This window comes from Methylobacterium sp. E-041 (assembly GCF_022829665.1).
Taxonomy (GTDB): Bacteria; Pseudomonadota; Alphaproteobacteria; order Rhizobiales; family Beijerinckiaceae; genus Methylobacterium.
The window spans coordinates 44,227-61,773 of sequence record NZ_JAKSYQ010000181.1 but is presented as its reverse complement, the minus strand read 5'-3'; the positions used below and the strand labels follow the sequence as shown (position 1 = coordinate 61,773).

Annotated in this window: 19 protein-coding genes; 14 read left to right on the top strand and 5 right to left on the bottom strand. The window is 71.5% G+C overall.

Going from position 1 to position 17,547, the window contains the following annotated elements; translation table 11 throughout:
* Nucleotides 1-7 precede the first annotated feature (7 nt).
* From MKK70_RS17270 to MKK70_RS17260, 3 genes are all read left to right on the top strand, one after another.
* Nucleotides 8-730: an amino acid ABC transporter permease gene (locus tag MKK70_RS17270; RefSeq protein ID WP_243949116.1), complete on the top strand. Its 723-nt coding sequence runs from the start codon at nucleotides 8-10 to the stop codon at nucleotides 728-730.
* Nucleotides 730-1,422: an amino acid ABC transporter permease gene (locus MKK70_RS17265; protein WP_147725908.1), complete on the top strand. Its 693-nt coding sequence runs from the start codon at nucleotides 730-732 to the stop codon at nucleotides 1,420-1,422. The genes MKK70_RS17270 and MKK70_RS17265 overlap by 1 nt, the downstream gene beginning before the upstream one ends.
* A 153-nt stretch (nucleotides 1,423-1,575) precedes the next feature.
* On the top strand, nucleotides 1,576-2,304 hold the full coding sequence (locus MKK70_RS17260) for an amino acid ABC transporter ATP-binding protein (RefSeq protein ID WP_147725919.1): 729 nt from the start codon (nucleotides 1,576-1,578) through the stop codon (nucleotides 2,302-2,304).
* 50 nt (nucleotides 2,305-2,354) lie between these two features.
* Here the strand turns inward: MKK70_RS17260 and MKK70_RS17255 are convergent, their stop codons facing one another.
* The 3 genes from MKK70_RS17255 to MKK70_RS17245 form a co-directional block, all read right to left on the bottom strand.
* Nucleotides 2,355-3,473, bottom strand: a complete 1,119-nt coding sequence (locus MKK70_RS17255; RefSeq protein ID WP_243949114.1) for an alkene reductase — start codon at nucleotides 3,471-3,473, stop codon at nucleotides 2,355-2,357.
* A 134-nt stretch (nucleotides 3,474-3,607) separates the two neighbouring features.
* Nucleotides 3,608-4,249 (bottom strand): GNAT family N-acetyltransferase, encoded by a 642-nt coding sequence (locus MKK70_RS17250; RefSeq protein ID WP_243949113.1) that lies wholly within the window; start codon nucleotides 4,247-4,249, stop codon nucleotides 3,608-3,610.
* Nucleotides 4,249-6,606: an Orn/Lys/Arg decarboxylase N-terminal domain-containing protein gene (locus MKK70_RS17245; protein ID WP_243949112.1), complete on the bottom strand. Its 2,358-nt coding sequence runs from the start codon at nucleotides 6,604-6,606 to the stop codon at nucleotides 4,249-4,251. Before MKK70_RS17245 ends, MKK70_RS17250 begins: the two co-directional genes overlap by 1 nt.
* Before the next feature lie 292 nt (nucleotides 6,607-6,898).
* Here MKK70_RS17245 and MKK70_RS17240 point away from each other — a divergent pair, with 292 nt between their 5' ends.
* The 3 genes from MKK70_RS17240 to MKK70_RS17230 all read left to right on the top strand — a co-directional run bounded on the left by MKK70_RS17240 (nucleotide 6,899) and on the right by MKK70_RS17230 (nucleotide 9,346).
* Nucleotides 6,899-7,567 (top strand): DUF1007 family protein, encoded by a 669-nt coding sequence (locus tag MKK70_RS17240; RefSeq protein WP_147842258.1) that lies wholly within the window; start codon nucleotides 6,899-6,901, stop codon nucleotides 7,565-7,567.
* A complete protein-coding gene (locus MKK70_RS17235; RefSeq protein ID WP_243949110.1) occupies nucleotides 7,558-8,559 on the top strand; it encodes a nickel/cobalt transporter in 1,002 nt (333 codons plus the stop codon). The genes MKK70_RS17240 and MKK70_RS17235 overlap by 10 nt, the downstream gene beginning before the upstream one ends.
* Before the next feature lie 73 nt (nucleotides 8,560-8,632).
* A complete protein-coding gene (locus MKK70_RS17230) occupies nucleotides 8,633-9,346 on the top strand; it encodes a hypothetical protein (protein WP_243949108.1) in 714 nt (237 codons plus the stop codon).
* Between the two features lie 20 nt (nucleotides 9,347-9,366).
* Here MKK70_RS17230 and MKK70_RS17225 read toward each other — a convergent pair whose 3' ends face one another.
* Nucleotides 9,367-9,954 (bottom strand): histidine phosphatase family protein, encoded by a 588-nt coding sequence (locus MKK70_RS17225; protein WP_243949203.1) that lies wholly within the window; start codon nucleotides 9,952-9,954, stop codon nucleotides 9,367-9,369.
* A gap of 32 nt (nucleotides 9,955-9,986) precedes the next feature.
* The gene (locus MKK70_RS17220; protein ID WP_243949107.1) at nucleotides 9,987-10,382 is read right to left on the bottom strand and encodes a VOC family protein; all 396 of its coding nucleotides are present in this window, start codon (nucleotides 10,380-10,382) and stop codon (nucleotides 9,987-9,989) included.
* Between the two features lie 178 nt (nucleotides 10,383-10,560).
* On the opposite strand from MKK70_RS17220, the gene MKK70_RS17215 reads away from it, so the two are divergent.
* From MKK70_RS17215 to MKK70_RS17180, 8 genes are all read left to right on the top strand, one after another.
* Entirely contained in the window at nucleotides 10,561-11,499 is a 939-nt protein-coding gene (locus MKK70_RS17215; protein ID WP_243949106.1) for a 2-hydroxyacid dehydrogenase, read from the top strand.
* A gap of 192 nt (nucleotides 11,500-11,691) precedes the next feature.
* Nucleotides 11,692-12,411: a response regulator gene (locus MKK70_RS17210; protein WP_147728697.1), complete on the top strand. Its 720-nt coding sequence runs from the start codon at nucleotides 11,692-11,694 to the stop codon at nucleotides 12,409-12,411.
* Nucleotides 12,408-13,793, top strand: a complete 1,386-nt coding sequence (locus MKK70_RS17205; RefSeq protein WP_243949104.1) for an ATP-binding protein — start codon at nucleotides 12,408-12,410, stop codon at nucleotides 13,791-13,793. Before MKK70_RS17210 ends, MKK70_RS17205 begins: the two co-directional genes overlap by 4 nt.
* Nucleotides 13,794-13,864: 71 nt before the next feature.
* Complete coding sequence (locus MKK70_RS17200) at nucleotides 13,865-14,731, top strand: NAD(P)-dependent oxidoreductase (RefSeq protein ID WP_243949102.1); 867 nt, start codon at nucleotides 13,865-13,867, stop codon at nucleotides 14,729-14,731.
* Nucleotides 14,732-14,914: 183 nt separating this feature from the next.
* Nucleotides 14,915-15,238: an XdhC family protein gene (locus MKK70_RS17195; RefSeq protein WP_147728569.1), complete on the top strand. Its 324-nt coding sequence runs from the start codon at nucleotides 14,915-14,917 to the stop codon at nucleotides 15,236-15,238.
* Nucleotide 15,239: 1 nt separating this feature from the next.
* Complete coding sequence (locus tag MKK70_RS17190) at nucleotides 15,240-15,941, top strand: XdhC family protein (RefSeq protein WP_243949100.1); 702 nt, start codon at nucleotides 15,240-15,242, stop codon at nucleotides 15,939-15,941.
* Nucleotides 15,938-16,963, top strand: coding sequence for a molybdopterin-binding protein (locus tag MKK70_RS17185; RefSeq protein ID WP_243949098.1), 1,026 nt, complete (start codon nucleotides 15,938-15,940; stop codon nucleotides 16,961-16,963). Before MKK70_RS17190 ends, MKK70_RS17185 begins: the two co-directional genes overlap by 4 nt.
* Nucleotides 16,956-17,546: an NTP transferase domain-containing protein gene (locus MKK70_RS17180; protein WP_243949096.1), complete on the top strand. Its 591-nt coding sequence runs from the start codon at nucleotides 16,956-16,958 to the stop codon at nucleotides 17,544-17,546. Before MKK70_RS17185 ends, MKK70_RS17180 begins: the two co-directional genes overlap by 8 nt.
* The last annotated feature ends 1 nt before the right edge of the window (nucleotide 17,547 follow it).

Below are 17,547 nucleotides of genomic sequence, written 5' to 3'. Positions count from 1 at the left end.
GCGGGCGATGAACTACAACTGGAACTGGGGCATCTTCTTCGAACAATCGCCCGAAGGCACCGGCACCTACGCCGACATGCTGCTCTCGGGCCTGGTCTGGACGATCGCGACCGCGCTCTGCTCCTGGATCATCGCCTTCTTTCTCGGCTCGCTGATCGGCGTGATGCGGACGCTGCCCTCCAGGGGCGCCAATGCCGTCGGCACGGCCTATGTCGAGCTGTTCCGCAACATCCCGCTGCTGGTGCAGATGTTCCTGTGGTACTTCGTGCTTCCGGAAGTGCTGCCGCAGGCGTGGGGCAACGCGCTGAAGCAGCTGCCGAACGCCCCATTTTACACCGGCGTCGTCTGCCTCGGGTTCTTCACCGCCTCCCGCGTCGCCGAGCAGGTCCGCGCCGGCATCCAGTCGCTGCCCCGGGGCCAGCGCCTCGCCGGCACCGCGATGGGCTTCACGGTCTACCAGACCTATCGCTACGTGCTGCTGCCGAACGCCTACCGGATCATCCTGCCGCCGATGACCTCGGAGTTCCTGAACAACCTCAAGAACACCTCCGTCGCCCTCACCATCGGCCTGCTCGAGCTGACGGCCCGCGCGCGCTCGATGCAGGAATTCTCGTTCCAGGTGTTCGAGGCGTTCACGGCGGCGACCATCCTGTACGTCCTCATCAACCTCGTCGTCATCCTGCTCGCGTCCCTCCTGGAGCGCAGCGTGGCGGTTCCCGGGCAGCGCTGATGTTCTCGAACTTCGATTTCGGCGTCGTCTTCGGATCGCTGCCCTACCTCTTCGGTCAGGGCATGGTCTTCACCGTCACCCTGACCGCGCTCGCCGCCGGCATGGGCGTCATCCTCGGGACCCTCCTGGCGATGGCGCGCCTCTCGGGCGTGCCCGGCCTCAAGCACGTGGCCAAGGTCTATGTCGAGCTGATGCGCTCCCTGCCGCTCGTGCTGGTGATCTTCTGGTTCTACTTTCTGGTGCCCTATATCGGCGCCTACCTCACCGGCGCCTCGCGCCCGATCCAGGTCGGCGCCTTCTCCTCAGCGCTCATCACCTTCACGCTGTTTGAGGCGGCGTACTTCTCCGAGATCATGCGCGCCGGCATCCAGTCGATCCCGAAGGGGCAGACCGGGGCGGCCTACGCGCTGGGCATGACCTACGCGCAGACGATGATCACCGTCGTGCTGCCGCAGGCCTTCCGCAACATGCTGCCGCTGCTGCTGACGCAGACGATCGTGCTCTTCCAGGACACCTCGCTGGTCTACGTGCTGTCGCTGACCGACTTCCTGGGGGCGGCCTCGAAAGTGGCCCAGCGCGACGGGCGCCTGGTCGAGATGTACCTGTTCGCCGCGGTCGTCTACTTCGCCGTGTGCTTCTCGGCCTCGTTCCTGGTGCGCCGGCTGCAGCGCCGCGTCGCCATCATCCGCTGATCGCCGTACAAGGACCGCGTTATGACCTCGACGCCGATGCCGGCCCCCACCGCCAAGACCCCCGTCGCTCCCGGCTCCGTCGCGCCGACGGATGCCGGCCTGCAGTCCGGCCCGCTGTCGAGCCCGTCGCCGAAGCTCGCGACCGGCGCACCGATGATCGCCATCGACAACGTCAGCAAGTGGTACGGCGACTTTCAGGTGCTGACGAACTGCACCACGCAGGTCGCCAAGGGCGAGGTCGTGGTGGTGTGCGGCCCCTCGGGCTCGGGCAAGTCGACCCTGATCAAGTGCGTCAACGCTCTGGAGCCGATCCAGAAGGGCCAGATCACGGTCAACGACACCAAGGTCGTCGACAAGGCCACCGACCTGCCGAAGCTCCGCTCCCGCGTGGGGATGGTGTTCCAGCACTTCGAGCTGTTTCCGCACCTCTCGATCACCGAGAATCTCACCGTCGCCCAGCGCAAGGTGTTGAAGCGCCCGGCCGAGGAGGCGAAGAAGAAGGGGCTCGACCTGCTCGCCCGCGTCGGCCTGTCGGCGCACGCCAACAAGTATCCCGGCCAGCTCTCCGGCGGTCAGCAGCAGCGCGTGGCGATCGCCCGCGCGCTGGCGATGAACCCGGTGGTGATGCTGTTCGACGAGCCGACCTCGGCGCTCGACCCCGAGATGGTCGGCGAGGTGCTCGACGTGATGGTCGAGCTCGCCAAGGAGGGCATGACCATGATGGTGGTGACCCACGAGATGGGCTTTGCCCGCAAGGTCGCCGACCGGGTCATCTTCATGGATCGCGGCGAGATCGTCGAGGACGCCCGCAAGGACGACTTTTTCGGCCAGCCGCGCAGCGAACGCGCGCAGCAGTTCCTGTCGAAGATCCTGCAGCACTGATCCTCTCGCGTGCGGCCCGACGCGCCCCGTGAGCGCGCCGGGTCCGAGCGTCAGCGCTTGATCGCCACCGGCCCGTTCATGCCGGGCCAATCCGAGTAGCCGTTGGCACCGCCGCCGTACCAGTACGGCTTCGGCGCCTCGGCGAGAGGGGCGCCGGACGCCAGCCGTCCCACGAGGTCGGGATTGGCGATGAAGGGCCGGCCGAAGCTGAACAGGTCGGCGTGCCCATCCGCGAGCTCCTTCTCGGCCAGCTCCAGCGTGTACTGGTTGTTGCCGACATAGGCCCCCGAGAAGCGCTTCCGCAGGTCGAGGAAGTCGACGCTGTCGGGCACGTCGCGGGTCTGCTGGGTCACGCCCTCGATGGTGTGGATGTAGAGCAGGCCGAACTTCGACAGCGCATCGACGTAGGCGCCGAAGGTCGCGTGCGGATCGCTGTCGAGGGGCGTCTTGCCGGGCTCGGTCGTCGCCGGGGAGAGGCGGATGCCGACGCGGTGACCGCCGCCCCAGACGTCCGTGACCGCCTTCACCACCGCGAGCGGAAACCGCAGCCGGTTCTCGATCGATCCGCCATACGCGTCGGTGCGCGTGTTCGTCGAATCGCGGACGAACTGCTCGAGCAGGTAGTTGTTGGCCGAGTGGATCTCGACGCCGTCGAACCCGGCGCGCTTCGCGTTCTCGGCGGCGCGCCGGTAATCCTCGACGATTCCTGGGATCTCGTCGGCCTCCAGGGCGCGCGGCGTCACGTGCGCCTTCATGCCCTCCTCGGTGAAGGCGGTGCCCTCCGGCCGGATCGCCGAGGCCGAGACCGGCGGCCGATGTTCCGGCTGCAGGTCGGGATGCGAGATCCGGCCCGTGTGCCAGAGCTGCAGGAAGATGCGGCCGCCGTTGGCGTGCACCGTGCCGACGATCCGGCGCCACGCCTCGACCTGCGCCTCCGACCAGATCCCCGGCGTGTAGGCGTAGCCGACGGCCTGCGGGGAGATGTTGGTCGCCTCCGAGATGATCAGCCCCGCGGTGGCGCGCTGGCCGTAATAATCGGCGGCGAAATCCGGCGGCACGCCGTCGGTCGAGGAACGGCTCCGGGTCAGCGGCGCCATCACGATGCGGTTGCTGAGGGTGAGGTCGCCGAGGGTGTAGGGCTGCAGCACGGGGCTGTCGGAGCGGGGCATGCCGGGTCCTTTGTCGCAGGCGGTCGCGCGGCTCACGGCGATGGACGGTCCGCCGGACCGCGAGCGCGGGTGTCCGACAACGTGCCGCGCCGGCGGGAGTTCGCCGCAGCGCACCGGCGGGCGGCAGGCCCCGGCTACTTCCCGGTCCAGTCGTGCCCCGCCACCAGCGCCTCCACCGGCTTCCGCCACGTCGAGGGCTGGTCGTCGGAGCCGGAGCCGAGGGCGCACTGCACCATCACGCTGTCGCTCCAGCGGCCGTACTTGTAGCCGACCGCGGGCAGGTGGCCGACGCGGACGAAGCCGCAGGCCTCGTGCAGGCGCAGCGAAGCCGCGTTCTCGGAATCGATGTAGCCGATCATCTGACGGTAGCCGCCCGCGGCGCAGGCCTCGATCAGCGCCGGCAGCAGGCGCCGGCCGATCCCGGCATGCAGGTGCTCGGGATGCACGTAGATCGAATGCTTGAGCGTGTAGCGGTAGGCCGGCCGCTTCCGGAACGGCACCGCGTAGGCGTAGCCCGCGACCTGACCGTTCCGGTCGGCGACGAGGTGGGGCAGGCGCTTCTTGCGCATGGTCTTGCGGCGCCGGCGCAGGTCGTCGGGGAGGAGGCGATCCTCCTCGAAGTCGCCGACGTCGCCGACGCCGCGGCGGATGTGGTGCTCGTAGATCGCCACCATCGCCGCGAGGTCCGCGTCCGACGACGGGCGAATGACGATGTCGGCGCAGGACGAGGCCGGCTCTGGGATCGCGAAGTCGCCCGCCGGGCCCGCGTCCTCCATCAGCGCGCCTCGCGCATGACGTAGGTGTGGAAGCGGATCTGCCCGTCCGGCTCGACCTGACGGTACACGCCCTGGATCTCGGCCTCGAAGCCGGGGAACAGGTTCGCGGAGCGCTCGAACATCTTGAAATAGTCCAGCATCGGCTTGGCCCGCTCATCGATCCGCTCGCCGGGCAGCACCGTGCCGATCCCGGGCGGGTAGACCAGAAGCAAGGTCGTCGCCACACGCCCCTCGGCTTCGGCAATCGGGACGAAATCGACGTTGTTGCGGGTCAGCATCTGCGCCGCGGCCTTGGGCGCCATCACCATCTCGGGCAGGTGCTCGGGCTGGAACTGCTTGCGCTGGAGCATCGAGGTGCCGTGCTCGCGGTGGAAGGCGTGGAAGTCGGCGCAGAGGTCGCGAAGCCGCACGCCGCGGTAGCGGTTCGGGCGCCGCCGCACGAACTCCGGCATCGCGTCCTCCAGGAGCACGTTGTCGTCGTGCAGGCGCTTGAAGGCGACGAGGCCCGAGATCAGCGTGCCGGCCTTCGAGGATTCGACGCCGGGGGTCAGCAGGAAGAGCAGCGAGTTCAGGTCGTTCTTCTCGGCGACGATGCGGTTCTCGCGCAGGTACTGCGCGACGATCGGGGCCGGAACGCCGTGGGCGGCATATTCCCCGGTCGCCCGGTCGAAGCCCGGCGTCAGCACCGTCAGCTTGTTCGGGTCGGTCATCGCGTAGCCGGGCGAGGCCTCGGGCCCGACATGGGTGAAGCCGTGCCAGCGCGCGCCGGGGCGCAGCTCCCAGTGCTTCGGGTCCGAGGCGAGCACGTCCGTCGTCAGGCTCTCCCACGGCACGTTGACGCCGTCCGGGCCGGGGGTCACGTCGGGCACGAAGGCGTCGAAGAACCAGCGCCGGTTCGGATCTCCCTCCTTCTCCTCGAACTCGCGGCGGATGGCGCGGACCTTCTTGCGCCACTCGATCCCGAGACGGATCGTGTCGTCCCACAGGATCATGCCCGAGCGGCCCTTCATCATCTGCGCCCCGACGTCCAGCGAGGCGAAGATCGGGTAGAACGGCGAGGTCGAGGCGTGGACGAGGAAGCTCTCGTTGAGGCGGCGGTGCTCGACGCGCCGGGTCTGGCCGCGGATGTGCCCGTCCTTGGTGTGGATCTGCGAGGCTTGGCTGAAGCTCGCGAGCTGCTTGTGGGTCGATTGCGTGGCGATGATGCCCGGCGAGGTCTCGTCGAGCCCCTTCAGGCCCATGGCGAAGCGGCCGACGAAGAGCGGGTGGAACTTCATGAAGCCGGCCCAGGCCTCGTCGAACAGGATGTAGTCGCACAGGTGCCCGATCCGCTCGACGACGCCCTGCGCGTCGAGGATCGTGCCGTCGTAGGTGCACTGCTCGATCACCGCGACGCGGAACGGACGCTCGCGGCGCCACGCCTCCTTGTCCTCGACCAGCGGGTTGCGGCGGATCTTCTCGCGGATCGCGGTCTCGTCCAGGGCCTCGTGGTAGATCGGCCCGATCAGCCCGTAGGCATTGCGGTCGGTCTCGAGGAAGATCGGGATGCCGCCGGCGAGCATCAGGGCGCCGTGATGGGCGGCCTTGTGGTTGTTGCGGTCGAACAGTACGAGGTCGCCCTCCGCGACCAGAGACCCGAGCACCACCTTGTTCGAGGCCGAGGTGCCGTTGAGGACGAAGTAGGTCTTCTCCGCCCCGAAGATCTGCGCCGCCTCCTTCTGCGCCTTCAGCGCCGGCCCCTCGTGGGTCAGGAGGTCGCCGAGGTCGAGGACCGAGTTGTCGAGGTCGTCGCGGAAGATCGCCTCGCCGAGGTGCTCGACGAAGATCCGCCCGATCGGCGAGCGGTTGTAGAAGATGCCGCCGTTGTGGCCCGGGCAGGTCCAGAGCTGGTTGCCCTTCTCGGCGTAGTCGACGAGCGCGCCGAAGAACGGCGTCTTCAGGGTCTCGGCGTACTGGGTCACGCGGGAGACGAGGCCGCGGGCGATGAATTCTGGCGTCTCCTCCGCCAGGAAGATGTAGCCGTCGATGAAGTCGAGCAGCTCGACCGGGATGTCCTCCAGGCGCTTGCGGCGCACGAGGATGACGATCGGCATCTCGAGGCCGCGCCGCCGCATCATGTCGATCAGCGAGGCCGCCTTGCCGTCGAGGCCGCGCTTGCCCCAGTCGACCACCATGCAGCCGATCGCCGCGTCGGTCTGCACGGCGATCGCCGCGTCCTCGACGCGCCGCGCCCGGATCACCTCGAAGCCGCGCCCCTCGACCGCGGTGACGATCTGCGCGACGCGGACGCCTTCGAGGTCGTCCGGATCGAAGGCCGGCGCGCACATCAGCACAGTGAAGCGGCGGTGAAAGTCCATGGAAAGCCTCTGGCCTGACGGGTCGGCGCCTGCCTGCGACGCCATCATGACGGTTGGATGACGGTGCGGGCGAACGGCGCGGGATCTTGCCGGGGCGGCGGCCGACCTTCGGTCCGCTCGGGTAATACGATCGGCCCGCCATGGCCATGACGACGATGCCTCGGGCCACCCGCTCGACCGCTCCGCGCATCGGCCGCGTCGCGCTCCGCCTCGCTTTCGCCCCAGCGCCTGCGGACAAGGTGGCCCGCGCTTAACGGATCCTTCACCACAGCGCCGCGAGCGTCCCAAACGCATGAAGCCGACAGCCGCGATCCTTCGTCCCGCACTGGCCGCCGCATGGCTGGCCTCCGCCGTCGCGCCCGCAGCGGCCCACCCGCACGTCTGGGTGACCGCGAAGGCCGAGATTGGGTACGCGGGCGGCAAGGTGGTCGCGGTGCGCCACGTCTGGACGTTCGACGCCGCCTACACGGCCTTCGTCACCCAGGGGCTCGACGCGAACAAGGACGGCAAGCTGACGCCGGACGAGCTTCAGACCCTCGCCGCCGAGAACACCGGGAATCTCGCCGAGTTCGGCTACTTCACCAAGCTGAAGGTCGGCGGCAAGGAGCAGGCCTTCGCCGACCCGGTCGAGCCGCGGATGGCGATGGAGGGCGACACCCTCACCCTGAGCTTCCGCCTGCCGCTGAAGACGCCGCCCGCGCAGGGGCGCGGCGTGCTCGCGCTCGAGGTCTACGACCCGACCTACTTCGTGTCCTTCGGCCTGTCCGAGGCGCCGGATGCAGCGACGCTCGTCGGCGCACCGAGCGGCTGCGCGGCGACGGTGACGCGGCCGAAGACCCCCGAGCCCAAGACGGCGGAGGCCGGCGCCCCCGGGATGAGCGAGGCGTTCTTCGAGGCGCTGACGGCCGCTTCCGGCTACGGGGTGCAGTTCGCGAACCGGATCCTCGTCGCATGTCCGTAGGCGCCACGCTCGCCGTCCAGCACGCAAGCCGCGGGCCGCTGCGGCTGATGCTGGTCGCCGCCGCCGTCGCGGTCGCGGCCCTGATCCTCGCCGGCCTGGTCTGGCTCGCGGCGCCCGGTCTCTCCGCGCCGCCGCCGCGCTCGCCCTTCGGCATCGGCTTCCGCGAGGCCGCGCCGTCGGCGACCGGGCTCGGCGGCTGGCTCCTGGCGATCCAGTCGAGCTTTTCGCGCAGCCTTCAGGCCGCGCTCGCCGCGATCAAGGGCGGCGGCGACTGGATGCCGCTGGTCACGCTCGGCTTCGCCTACGGCATCTTCCACGCCGCCGGCCCCGGGCACGGCAAGGCCGTGATCGCCGGCTATCTGTTCGCCGGCGAGCGGGCCTTGCGCCGCGGCTTCGGCTTGAGCTTCGCCGCCGCGATCCTGCAGGCGCTGGTGGCGATCGCGATCGTCGGGACCGGCCGCCTCGTGCTCGGCGCCACCGCCGCCGGAATGACGCGGGCCGGCAACACCATCGAGATCGTCAGCTTCGCCCTCGTCGCCGCGATCGGGCTGGCGGTGACGTGGCGCAAGGCCGGGCGCCTCGCCGACCTCGGCACGCCCGCCGCCTGCGGCCCCGAATGCGGCCATGCCCGCCTCGCCGACGCGCGGGCGCTCGAAACGCTCGACACCTGGCGGGAGCGCGCCGGCGTGGTCGCCGCCGCCGGTTCGCGGCCATGCGCCGGAGCGGTGCTGATCCTGGTCTTCGCCGCCGCGCAGAACATGCTGGCTGCGGGCGTCCTCGCGGTCTTCGCCATGGCGCTCGGCACGGCGCTCACCACCGGCGCGCTGGCGAGCCTCGCAGTCTTCGCCAAGGGCGCCGCCCTGCGGATCGCCGGCGGTCGCGGACGCGCGGGCGTCGTGGCGATCGGCGCGCTCGAGCTGCTGGCCGGCGCCTTCGTGCTGGTGCTCGGGCTGGCGATGCTGTCGGGCCTCGCGCTCGACATCGGCGGCTGATCGCCCCTCGCCAACGGCACGCCGCCATGCCACGCTCCGGTCCGGGCAGGGAGCCCGGCACGCGAGGCGCCGCATGGCAGGGTTCGACCACATCCTGAACTGGCGGCTGCTCTCGGGCTCGCACCCGTTTCCGGGACCCGACGGCGGCACCTGCATCAACGAGGCGGCCCTCGTCGCCGCGGGGCTGCCCTACCGCGCGATCCGGTCGAGCGACGAATGCCCGCCCTGCTTCTCGCGCCCGCTCGCGGCCTACGCCCTCGGCCTCAACGACGCGATGCCGGACGGCGAGCGCCACCGCTTGATGGCCTTCGTCCTGCGCCTGTCCGGCTCCGCCGACACGCCGGCGGTCGAGGCGGAGCGGACGGCCTTTTTGGCCCTCGAAAGCATCCGCAGCCTTCTGCCGCCGCTGCTCGAGCGGGCCGGATCCGCCGCCCTCGCCACCCGCTGCGCCGGTGCGGCGGATCTCGACGAGGCGCTGGCGGCCGCGCGTTCGGCCGCCTGGGCCGGCGGAGCGCGGGCGCAGGCCGCATCGAGTCAGCGCGCCTGGGTCTCCGGAGCGTTGGCGGCCGCGGTCTCCCGCACCGCAAGCGCGGCGATCCGCGCAGCGGAGGATCCGCGCAGCGCGGCCGAGATCGCCGAGGGGGCGGCGCCGTTCGCCCCGGGCACGTGGGCGCGGGCGGCCGTGATCCTCGACGGCGCGCTGCGGATCGGGCGGCAGGCGCCCGACATCGACCTGTTCGCCGCGCGCGACCGCCTCGACGCCGCCCGATCGGCCGCGCACGCCTGAGCCGCGATCACGCGTTCGCGTCAGGCGGCGGCGGAAGCCGCGTCGAGATCGAGTTCGACAGTCTCGCAGTTGTCGAGCCAGACGCCGGTGAGGTGGAAGAAGAACGTGCCGTGGCCGACCACTGCGATCGTCCGCTCGGGCCGCGCGCGCAGCCATTCCCGAAACCCGGCGACGCGCTGGTCGAACAGGTGCCGCGGCTCGACCGGATGACCGCCGACAACGGACCCCTCCTCGGCGTGCCACCACACCTCGGGCAGGTGCCCCACGTCCAGATGCGGGAACTCCGCCGCGATCTCGGAGGCGACCCGGCCGACGTCGCAGCTGCTCTCCTGGCACTCCCGATGCAGCACCTCGACGAGGAGCTTCGGCTCGGCCGGATGGTCGGCGAAGACCAGCGCGGTCGTCTCGATCGCGCGGGTCAGCGGCGAGACCACCACAAGGTCGAACGGGATCTCGGAGAGCGCCGCCCGCGCCGCGCGCGCCTGCTCCCGGCCGCGCGGCGTCAGGCGGGCGTCGCGATGGTCGGGATCGCGGCCGGTCGCGCGGTGGGCGGCGTTGAAGGTCGATTCGCCGTGGCGGAGGCAGACGATGCGGGTCAGGCCGTTCATGCGGGTCATGGTCTCGTCGGTTCGTGTCGGGGTCAGGCGAAGCGGCCGCCGCGCTGGATCACCTCGATCTTGTAGCCGTCGGGGTCCGTGGCGAAGAAGAACCGCGCCAGCTCGGTGTCGCCGTGCTTAAGCGTCTTCATGTCCGTCGCCGGCAGCCCCTCGCGAGTGAAGCGGGCGTGCTCGGCGGCGAGATCCGCGACGGTGACGGCGACGTGGCCGTAGCCGTCGCCGAGGTCGTAGGCCTCGGTCCGGTCCTTGTTGACCGTCAGCTCGATCTCGAAGGGCGAATCCGGCGCGCGCATGTAGACAAGGGTGAAATCGGGAAAGTCGAAGCGGTCGGAGATGGCGAGCCCGAAGGCCGCCTCGTAATAGGCGACCGAGCGCGCCTCGTCGCGGACGCGGATCATCGCATGGACGGGCTTGGCCATTCTTCGCTCACAGGTCGGATCGAGGGAGTGAAACCGATATTTGGCGCGAAGAACCGATCCGAAAAGGCCGCGAGCCCTGCGCCGAACCGCAGGCAGCCCCGCGCCGATGGCCACGGAGGCCCGTTCGAAGCCGATGCCAAGGCTATCAGCAACCCTGTCGACCGATCGAGGCGCCCTCATGCCTGAGCCCATCCTGCTCGCCACCAGCCAATCGCCCGCCGAGGAGGCGATCTGGCGCGACGCGCTCGCCCGCGCGATGCCGGGCGAGCGCATCGTGACGGCTGCCGACGAGTTCGATCGCTCGACGGTCGCGATCGCGATCGTCGCCAACCCGGTTCCGGGAGCGCTGGCCGGACTGCCGGCGCTCGCCTGGGTGCACAGCCTGTGGGCCGGCGTCGAGCGCCTGCTGCAGGACGCGACGCTGCCGCCGGTCCCCGTCGTCCGTCTCGTCGATCCGACGCTGGCGCGAACGATGGCCGAGACCGTCGCGGCCTGCGTGCTCGCGCTGCACCGCGATCTCCCGCTCTACGCCGCGCAGCAACGCCGCCGCGAATGGCGCCAGCACCCGGCCCGCGCGGCCGGCGCGTGCCCGGTCGCGATCCTCGGGATGGGCGAGATGGGGCGGGCCTCGGCCGAGCTGCTGCTCGGGCTCGGCTTTCCCGTCCGCGGCTGGAGCCGATCGGGCACCGCGATTCCCGGGTTGATTGCACATTCCGGCCGCGACGGCCTCGGCACGGCGCTGGACGGCGCGGCCTACCTCGTCAACCTGCTGCCGCTCACCGCCGAGACCCGCGGCATCCTCGATCGCGACTGCTTCGCCCGGCTGGCGCCGGGTGCCGGCGTGATCAACTTCGGCCGCGGCGCCCACCTCGTCGAGGCCGACCTGTGGCCAGCGCTCGATGACGGACGGGTCGGGCACGCGGTGCTCGACGTGTTCGCGCAGGAGCCGCTGCCCCGCGACCACCCGGCCTGGGACTACCCGAACGTCACGGTCCTGCCCCACGTCGCGGCGCCGACCGACGAAGCCTCGGCGGCCGCGATCGTCGCCGGGGCCGTGGCGGCCTTCCGCAGCACCGGACGGGTGCCGGCGGGTGTGGACAGAGCCCGCGGGTACTGATCGCCGTCGCCGCAAGCTGTCGCGTGGTTTCGCGGACGCAACGTCTCGCGTCCTCGAGATGCCGCACACCGAAACGCGCATGGGAAACACGCCGTTACAAATTTGCCGCCGCCCGCCATCTTCGATTGTCGCGCGTCTCGGGCCATAAGGAGCCGCGAAGTCCCGTCGGGACGCGACCGAAGACGACCGCCGATGAACGCGCCCGCCAGCCCGCATATCCTGATCGTCGAGGACGACCGCGAGATCGCGAACCTGGTCGCGCGCTACCTCCGCGGCAACGCCTGCCGCGTCACCCTCGCCGGCGACGGCGCGGAGATGGACCGGGCGCTGGCCGACGGCCGGGTCGACCTCATCGTCCTCGACCTGATGCTGCCGGGCGAGGACGGCCTCAGCCTGTGCCGGCGCCTGCGCGCGAGCTCGGCGATCCCGATCCTAATGCTCACCGCCAAGGCCGAGGAGATCGACCGCATCGTCGGCCTCGAGATCGGCGCCGACGACTATCTCGCCAAGCCGTTCAACCCGCGCGAGCTGCTGGCCCGCATCCGCGCCGTCCTGCGCCGCACCGGCAACGAGGTGGCGGAGGAGGAGGGCGCGCGCCGGATGCACTTCGTCGGTTGGACGCTCGACGTCTCGCTGCGGCAGGTGCTGAGCGCGGAGGGCGCTCGCATCTCGATCACCGGCGCGGAGTTCGACCTGCTCCACGCCCTGTGCCTGCGCCCGGGCCGCGTGCTCTCGCGCGACCAGCTCCTCGACCTGACCCAGGGGCGCAGCGCCGGCCCGTTCGAGCGCAGCATCGACGTGCTCGTGAGCCGGATCCGCCAGAAGATCGAGCGCGATTCGCGCAACCCCGAGATCATCCGCACGATCCGCTCGGGCGGCTACCTGTTCACGCCGGAGGTGACGCGCTCATGAGGTTCGGCCGGATCCGGAGCCGCCTGCGCCCGCGCAGCGTCGCCGGGCAGATCGCCCTGCTCGTGGTGGCCGCGATCGTCGTCGCGCACGCGGTCGCGACCACGGCCTTCGTGCTCCTGCGCGAGCCCTGGAAGCCGGACGACCATCCCGGCGTCGCGGCAGGGCGCCTCGCGATCGTCGCCCGCCTCCTCGACAACGCTCCCGTGCCGGACCGCGACGCCCTGCTGGCGAATGCGGCACGCAGCGTGCCGAACCTTCAGATCGCACCCTGGACCGGGACCGCTGCCGAGGGCGAAGGCCTCAACCGCCCGGTCGTCCGCCGCCTGCGCAACGGCTTCGGCCGGGCGCTGACCGTGGTCGAGATCGGCGGGCCGGAGATGCGCGCCGACGGCTACCTCCGCCTCGGGATCGTCACGCCAAACGGTGCGCGGCTGCAGGCGAGCCTGCCCGACGACCCGCTCAGGCCGCCGCACGAGGGCGCGATCATCTTCACCGTGATCTTCCTCGCCCTGACGCTGGCGCTGCTCTCGGTGTGGGCGACGCGGGCGCTGACGGCGCCCCTGGCGCGGCTCGCCGGCGCCGCCGAGGCCTTCGGCACCGGGGACGACCACGTGGCGCTGCCCGAGGCCGGCCCGCGGGAGGTGATCGCGGTCTCCCGCGCCCTCGACCGGATGCGCAACCGCGTGCGACGCCTGATCGACGACCGCACGCAGATGCTGGCCGCGATCAGCCACGACCTGCGCACACCGATCACCCGCCTGCGGCTGCGCGCGGAGTTCATCGACGACGACCACACCCGCATCATGACGCTGCGCGATCTCGACCAGATGAACGCGCTCGTCGAGGCGGCCCTGTCCTTCGTCCGCGACGGCCAGGGCGGCGCGTCGAGCGCCCGGACGCTGATCGACCTCGCCTCGGTGGTGCAGACGGTCTGCGACGGGTTCAGCGACGTCGGCGCCGACGTCGTGGTCACGCAGAGCCGCCACGTGCTCGTCCGCGGAAAGCCCGACGAGCTTGAGCGGGCGATCACCAACCTCGTCGACAACGCGGTCAAGTACGGCGGCGGCGCGCGCCTCTCGATGGAGCAGACGCCGCGGGGCGTCCGCATCGTGGTCGGCGACACCGGTCCCGGCATTCCCGATGCCGAACGCGACGCGATGCTGCAGCCGTTCGTGCGCGGCGACCGGGCCCGCAACCTCAACGACGCGAGCGGCTTCGGCCTCGGGCTGTCGATCGTGCTCGCCATCGTCGAAGCGCATGACGGCTGGCTCACCCTGACGAATCGCCCGGAAGGCGGCCTCTCCGCCGCGATCGAGCTGCCGCTGGCCGCCGCGATCCCGGCCGAACCCGCCGAGACCCGGATCGCCGCCGCGGCGGAATGAACGGCCGAGCCTTGCATCGGACCGGCGCGATCGGCGTTGAGGCCGCACGGGCATCGGAAGGCAGGAAGCGCATGGACGTCGGATTCATAGGGCTCGGGCGCATGGGGCGCGCCATGGCAGCCAAGCTGGTTGAGGCCGGGCACACCGTCCGCGTCTGGAACCGGACCCCGGATGCTGCGCACGGGATCTCCGGCGCGACGCCGGTGGCGAGCGCGGCCGAGGCGTTCGTGGGCGACGCGGCGATCACCATGCTGTCGGACGACGCAGCGCTGCGCTCCGTCATCGTCGAGGGCGGGCTGCTCGACAGCGCAGGCCGGCCGGCGATCCACCTGTCGATGAGCACGATCTCCGTCGCCTTGGCGCAGGAACTGGCCGCGATCCATGCGCGCGCCGGCATCGCCTATGTCGGCGCCCCTGTGTTCGGGCGGCCGGACGCGGCCGCGGCGGGCGCCCTCAATATCATCGCCGCGGGCGATGCCGGCGCGATCGATCGCGCAGCCCCGCTCCTCGACGCGATGGGCACGAAGACGTGGCGCTTCGGCACCGAGCCGCATCAGGCCAATGCCGTGAAGCTCGCCGGCAACTTCATGCTGGTCTCGGCGATCGAGGCGATGGGCGAGGCCGCCGCCTTCGCCGAAGGTCACGGGGTGGCCGGCGCCGACCTTCTGGACATGCTCACCGGCACGCTGTTCGCCTCGCCGGTCTACAAGGGCTACGGCGCGTCGATCGCCGCGAACCGCTACGAGCCGCCGGGCTTCGGCCTCCGCCTCGGCGCCAAGGATATCGGCCTCGCCCTCGGCGCCGCGGCGGCGGTGAACGTGCCGATGCCGTTCGCGAGCGTCCTGCGGGACAACCTCATCGACGCGATCGCGCACGGCGACGGCGACAAGGACCTGGCCGCGCTCGCCACCGTGGCGACCCGACGCAGCGGGCGCTGAGCGCTTGGACACGGCGACGGCCGGCGTTTGCACCGACGCGCGAAGTCGGTCGTCATGCGTTCGGTGCAACGCCGCCGTTGCGCGCGCCTTGCGCCCCGCCCACGATGCCATACCTGAACCTCTCGGCCCGCGACCGGGCTCCCCCATCCTGAGGCCGGCGCGCGCGGCCTTCGAGGCACGCCGATGATCTCGACCGAAGCCGACATCCTGAACACCGCTGCGTCCTGGCGACGCGACGGCCGCGACGTCGCGCTCGCGACCGTGATCGAAACCTGGGGATCGGCGCCGCGTCCGGTCGGCAGCCACCTCGTCGTCGACGGCGAGGGCAACTTTCTCGGCTCGGTCTCCGGCGGTTGCGTGGAGGGCGCGGTCATCACGGAAGCCGCCGACGCCATCGCCGACGGCAAGCCGCGGGTGATCGAGTTCGGCGTCGCCGACGAGACCGCGTGGCGGGTCGGCCTCTCCTGCGGCGGCCGCATCCGCATCTTCGTCGAGCGGATCGACTGACATGCGCGCCGACATCCTCGAAGGCCTCAACGTCGAGCGTGCCGCCCGCCGCGCCGCGATCCTCGTCACCGACATCGCCGACGGCGCGCAGCGCCTGGTTCGGGAGGCCGATATCGCCGCCGACGCCCTCGCCGAACCGCTCGGTCGGCACCTCGCCGCAGCCCGGAGCGGCCTCATCGAGGCGGACGGCCGGACGCTGTTCCTGACGGTCCAGGTGCCGCCGGTCCGGCTCGTCGTGGTCGGGGCCGTGCACATCACCCAGGCCCTGGTGCCGATGGCCGCCGCGCTCGACCTCGCGCTGACGGTGATCGACCCGCGCACCGCCTTCGCCAGCCCCGAGCGGTTTTCGGGCGTCGCGCTGGTGGCGGATTGGCCGGACGCGGCCCTCGGCGGCGCTGTGCCGCCGCTGGATCGCTACTGCGCGCTCGCCGCGCTGACCCACGATCCCAAGATCGACGATCCGGCGTTGAAGGCCGCGCTCTCGGCGGAGTGCTTCTACATCGGCGCGCTCGGCTCGCGGAAAACCCACGCGGCGCGCGCGGTCCGGCTGATCGAGGCCGGCTATTCCGAGGCCCAGCTGGCGCGCATCCGCGCCCCGATCGGGCTCGCCATCGGCGCGGTCAGCCCGGCCGAGATCGCGCTGTCGGTGATGGCGCAGATCGTCGCCGCCCTGCGTCGGGCGCCGCGCGAGGCAGCTTCGTGAAGTTCGGGCCGGTTCCGGTCGGATCCGCGCTCGGCCTCATCGCCGCCCACACCATCAAGGCGGGCGGCGCGACCCTGCGCAAGGGCCGGGCGATCTCGCCCGAAACGATTGCAGGCCTCGCGGCCGAGGGCGTGCGCGATCTGGTGGCCGTCTCCCTGGAGCCGGGCGACGTCGGCGAGGACGAGGCCGCCGAGACCCTGGCGCGGCACCTCGCCGGGACCGGCCTGCGCTGCGAGCCGCCGTTCACCGGACGCTGCAACCTCTTCGCGGTCGGGCCCGGCGTTCTGGTCGTCGATCGAGCTGGCATCGATGCGGTCAACGGCGTCGACGAGGCGATCACCGCGGCGACGCTGCCGCCGTTCAAGCCCGTGGTGGCCGGCGAGATGGTCGCGACGATCAAGATCATCCCCTACGCGGTGCCGGGTACGGTCCTGGCGCATGCGTGCGCCGCCGCGCCGGCCGGCGCGTTGCGGGTCTCGCGCTATCGCCGCCGGCGGGTCGGCGTGGTCTCGACGCGGCTGCCGAGCCTGAAGGAGACCACCGTCGACCGGACCCTGGCCGCCCTCGCGGATCGGCTCGCGCCGACCGGCGCCGAGATCGTCGCCGACCGTCGCGTACCGCACGCGGCCGGTGCGGTCGCCGAGGCGCTGGTCGCGGCGACCGCGCAGGACGGCGCCGACCTGGCGATCGTGTTCGGCGCCTCGGCCATCGCAGACCGCCGCGACGTGATCCCGGCCGGCATCGCGGCTGCGGGCGGCGCGGTGATCCATTTCGGCATGCCGGTCGATCCCGGGAACCTGCTGCTGCTCGGAGCGCTGGGGGACGTTCCGGTGATCGGCGCGCCGGGCTGCGCCCGCTCGCCCAAGGAGAACGGGTTCGACTGGGTGTTGCACCGCCTGCTCGCGGACCTGCCCGTCACCCGCGCGGACATCGTCGCGCTCGGTGTCGGCGGACTGCTGATGGAGATCGTCTCGCGGCCGCAGCCGCGATCGGGCGAACCGAGCGCGGCCGACGATGCCTGACATCGCAATCGGTGCCGTCCTGCTCGCCGCCGGGCGCGGCACCCGCTTCGGTGCCGAACCGAAGCTGCTCGCGCGGCTCGACGGGACGCCGCTGGTGCGCCACGCCGCGGAAGCCGCCCTCGCGTCCAGGGCCCGTCCGGTCGTCGTCGTGCTCGGGGCCCATGCGGTGGCCGTGCGCGCCGTCCTTCACAATCTCGACCTCGTCTTCGTCGAGAACGCCGCGTTCGGTTCCGGCCTCTCGACCTCGCTGCGGGCGGGACTCGCCGCGCTGCCGGCCGAGACCGATGCGGCGGTGATCCTGCTCAGCGACATGCCGCGGGTGACGCCGGCGCAGATCGATCGCCTCGCCGCCGCCTACCGGGCCGCGAAGCCGGCTCCGAGTGCCGTGGTGCCGACGATCGCGGGGCGCCGCGGCAACCCGGTGCTGCTTGATCGGCGCGTGCTCGGCGACACCCTCGCCAGCCTGTCCGGCGATCACGGTGCCGGGCCGCTGCTGAAGGGTCGCGCCGACGTCCTGGAAATTCCGGGAGAGCCCGGGACCGCGCTCGACGTCGACACGCCGGAGATGCTGGCTCGGCTCTGAA

Excerpts from the sequence above, each read along its gene's own strand:
- MKK70_RS17270 (WP_243949116.1), top strand. The coding sequence starts at position 8 with ATGAACTACAACTGGAACTGGGGCATCTTCTTCGAACAATCGCCCGAA.
- MKK70_RS17265 (WP_147725908.1), top strand. The coding sequence starts at position 730 with ATGTTCTCGAACTTCGATTTCGGCGTCGTCTTCGGATCGCTGCCCTAC.
- MKK70_RS17260 (WP_147725919.1), top strand. The coding sequence starts at position 1,576 with ATGATCGCCATCGACAACGTCAGCAAGTGGTACGGCGACTTTCAGGTG.
- MKK70_RS17255 (WP_243949114.1), bottom strand. The coding sequence starts at position 3,473 with ATGCCCCGCTCCGACAGCCCCGTGCTGCAGCCCTACACCCTCGGCGAC.
- MKK70_RS17250 (WP_243949113.1), bottom strand. The coding sequence starts at position 4,249 with ATGGAGGACGCGGGCCCGGCGGGCGACTTCGCGATCCCAGAGCCGGCC.
- MKK70_RS17245 (WP_243949112.1), bottom strand. The coding sequence starts at position 6,606 with ATGGACTTTCACCGCCGCTTCACTGTGCTGATGTGCGCGCCGGCCTTC.
- MKK70_RS17240 (WP_147842258.1), top strand. The coding sequence starts at position 6,899 with ATGAAGCCGACAGCCGCGATCCTTCGTCCCGCACTGGCCGCCGCATGG.
- MKK70_RS17235 (WP_243949110.1), top strand. The coding sequence starts at position 7,558 with ATGTCCGTAGGCGCCACGCTCGCCGTCCAGCACGCAAGCCGCGGGCCG.
- MKK70_RS17230 (WP_243949108.1), top strand. The coding sequence starts at position 8,633 with ATGGCAGGGTTCGACCACATCCTGAACTGGCGGCTGCTCTCGGGCTCG.
- MKK70_RS17225 (WP_243949203.1), bottom strand. The coding sequence starts at position 9,954 with ATGAACGGCCTGACCCGCATCGTCTGCCTCCGCCACGGCGAATCGACC.
- MKK70_RS17220 (WP_243949107.1), bottom strand. The coding sequence starts at position 10,382 with ATGGCCAAGCCCGTCCATGCGATGATCCGCGTCCGCGACGAGGCGCGC.
- MKK70_RS17215 (WP_243949106.1), top strand. The coding sequence starts at position 10,561 with ATGCCTGAGCCCATCCTGCTCGCCACCAGCCAATCGCCCGCCGAGGAG.
- MKK70_RS17210 (WP_147728697.1), top strand. The coding sequence starts at position 11,692 with ATGAACGCGCCCGCCAGCCCGCATATCCTGATCGTCGAGGACGACCGC.
- MKK70_RS17205 (WP_243949104.1), top strand. The coding sequence starts at position 12,408 with ATGAGGTTCGGCCGGATCCGGAGCCGCCTGCGCCCGCGCAGCGTCGCC.
- MKK70_RS17200 (WP_243949102.1), top strand. The coding sequence starts at position 13,865 with ATGGACGTCGGATTCATAGGGCTCGGGCGCATGGGGCGCGCCATGGCA.
- MKK70_RS17195 (WP_147728569.1), top strand. The coding sequence starts at position 14,915 with ATGATCTCGACCGAAGCCGACATCCTGAACACCGCTGCGTCCTGGCGA.
- MKK70_RS17190 (WP_243949100.1), top strand. The coding sequence starts at position 15,240 with ATGCGCGCCGACATCCTCGAAGGCCTCAACGTCGAGCGTGCCGCCCGC.
- MKK70_RS17180 (WP_243949096.1), top strand. The coding sequence starts at position 16,956 with ATGCCTGACATCGCAATCGGTGCCGTCCTGCTCGCCGCCGGGCGCGGC.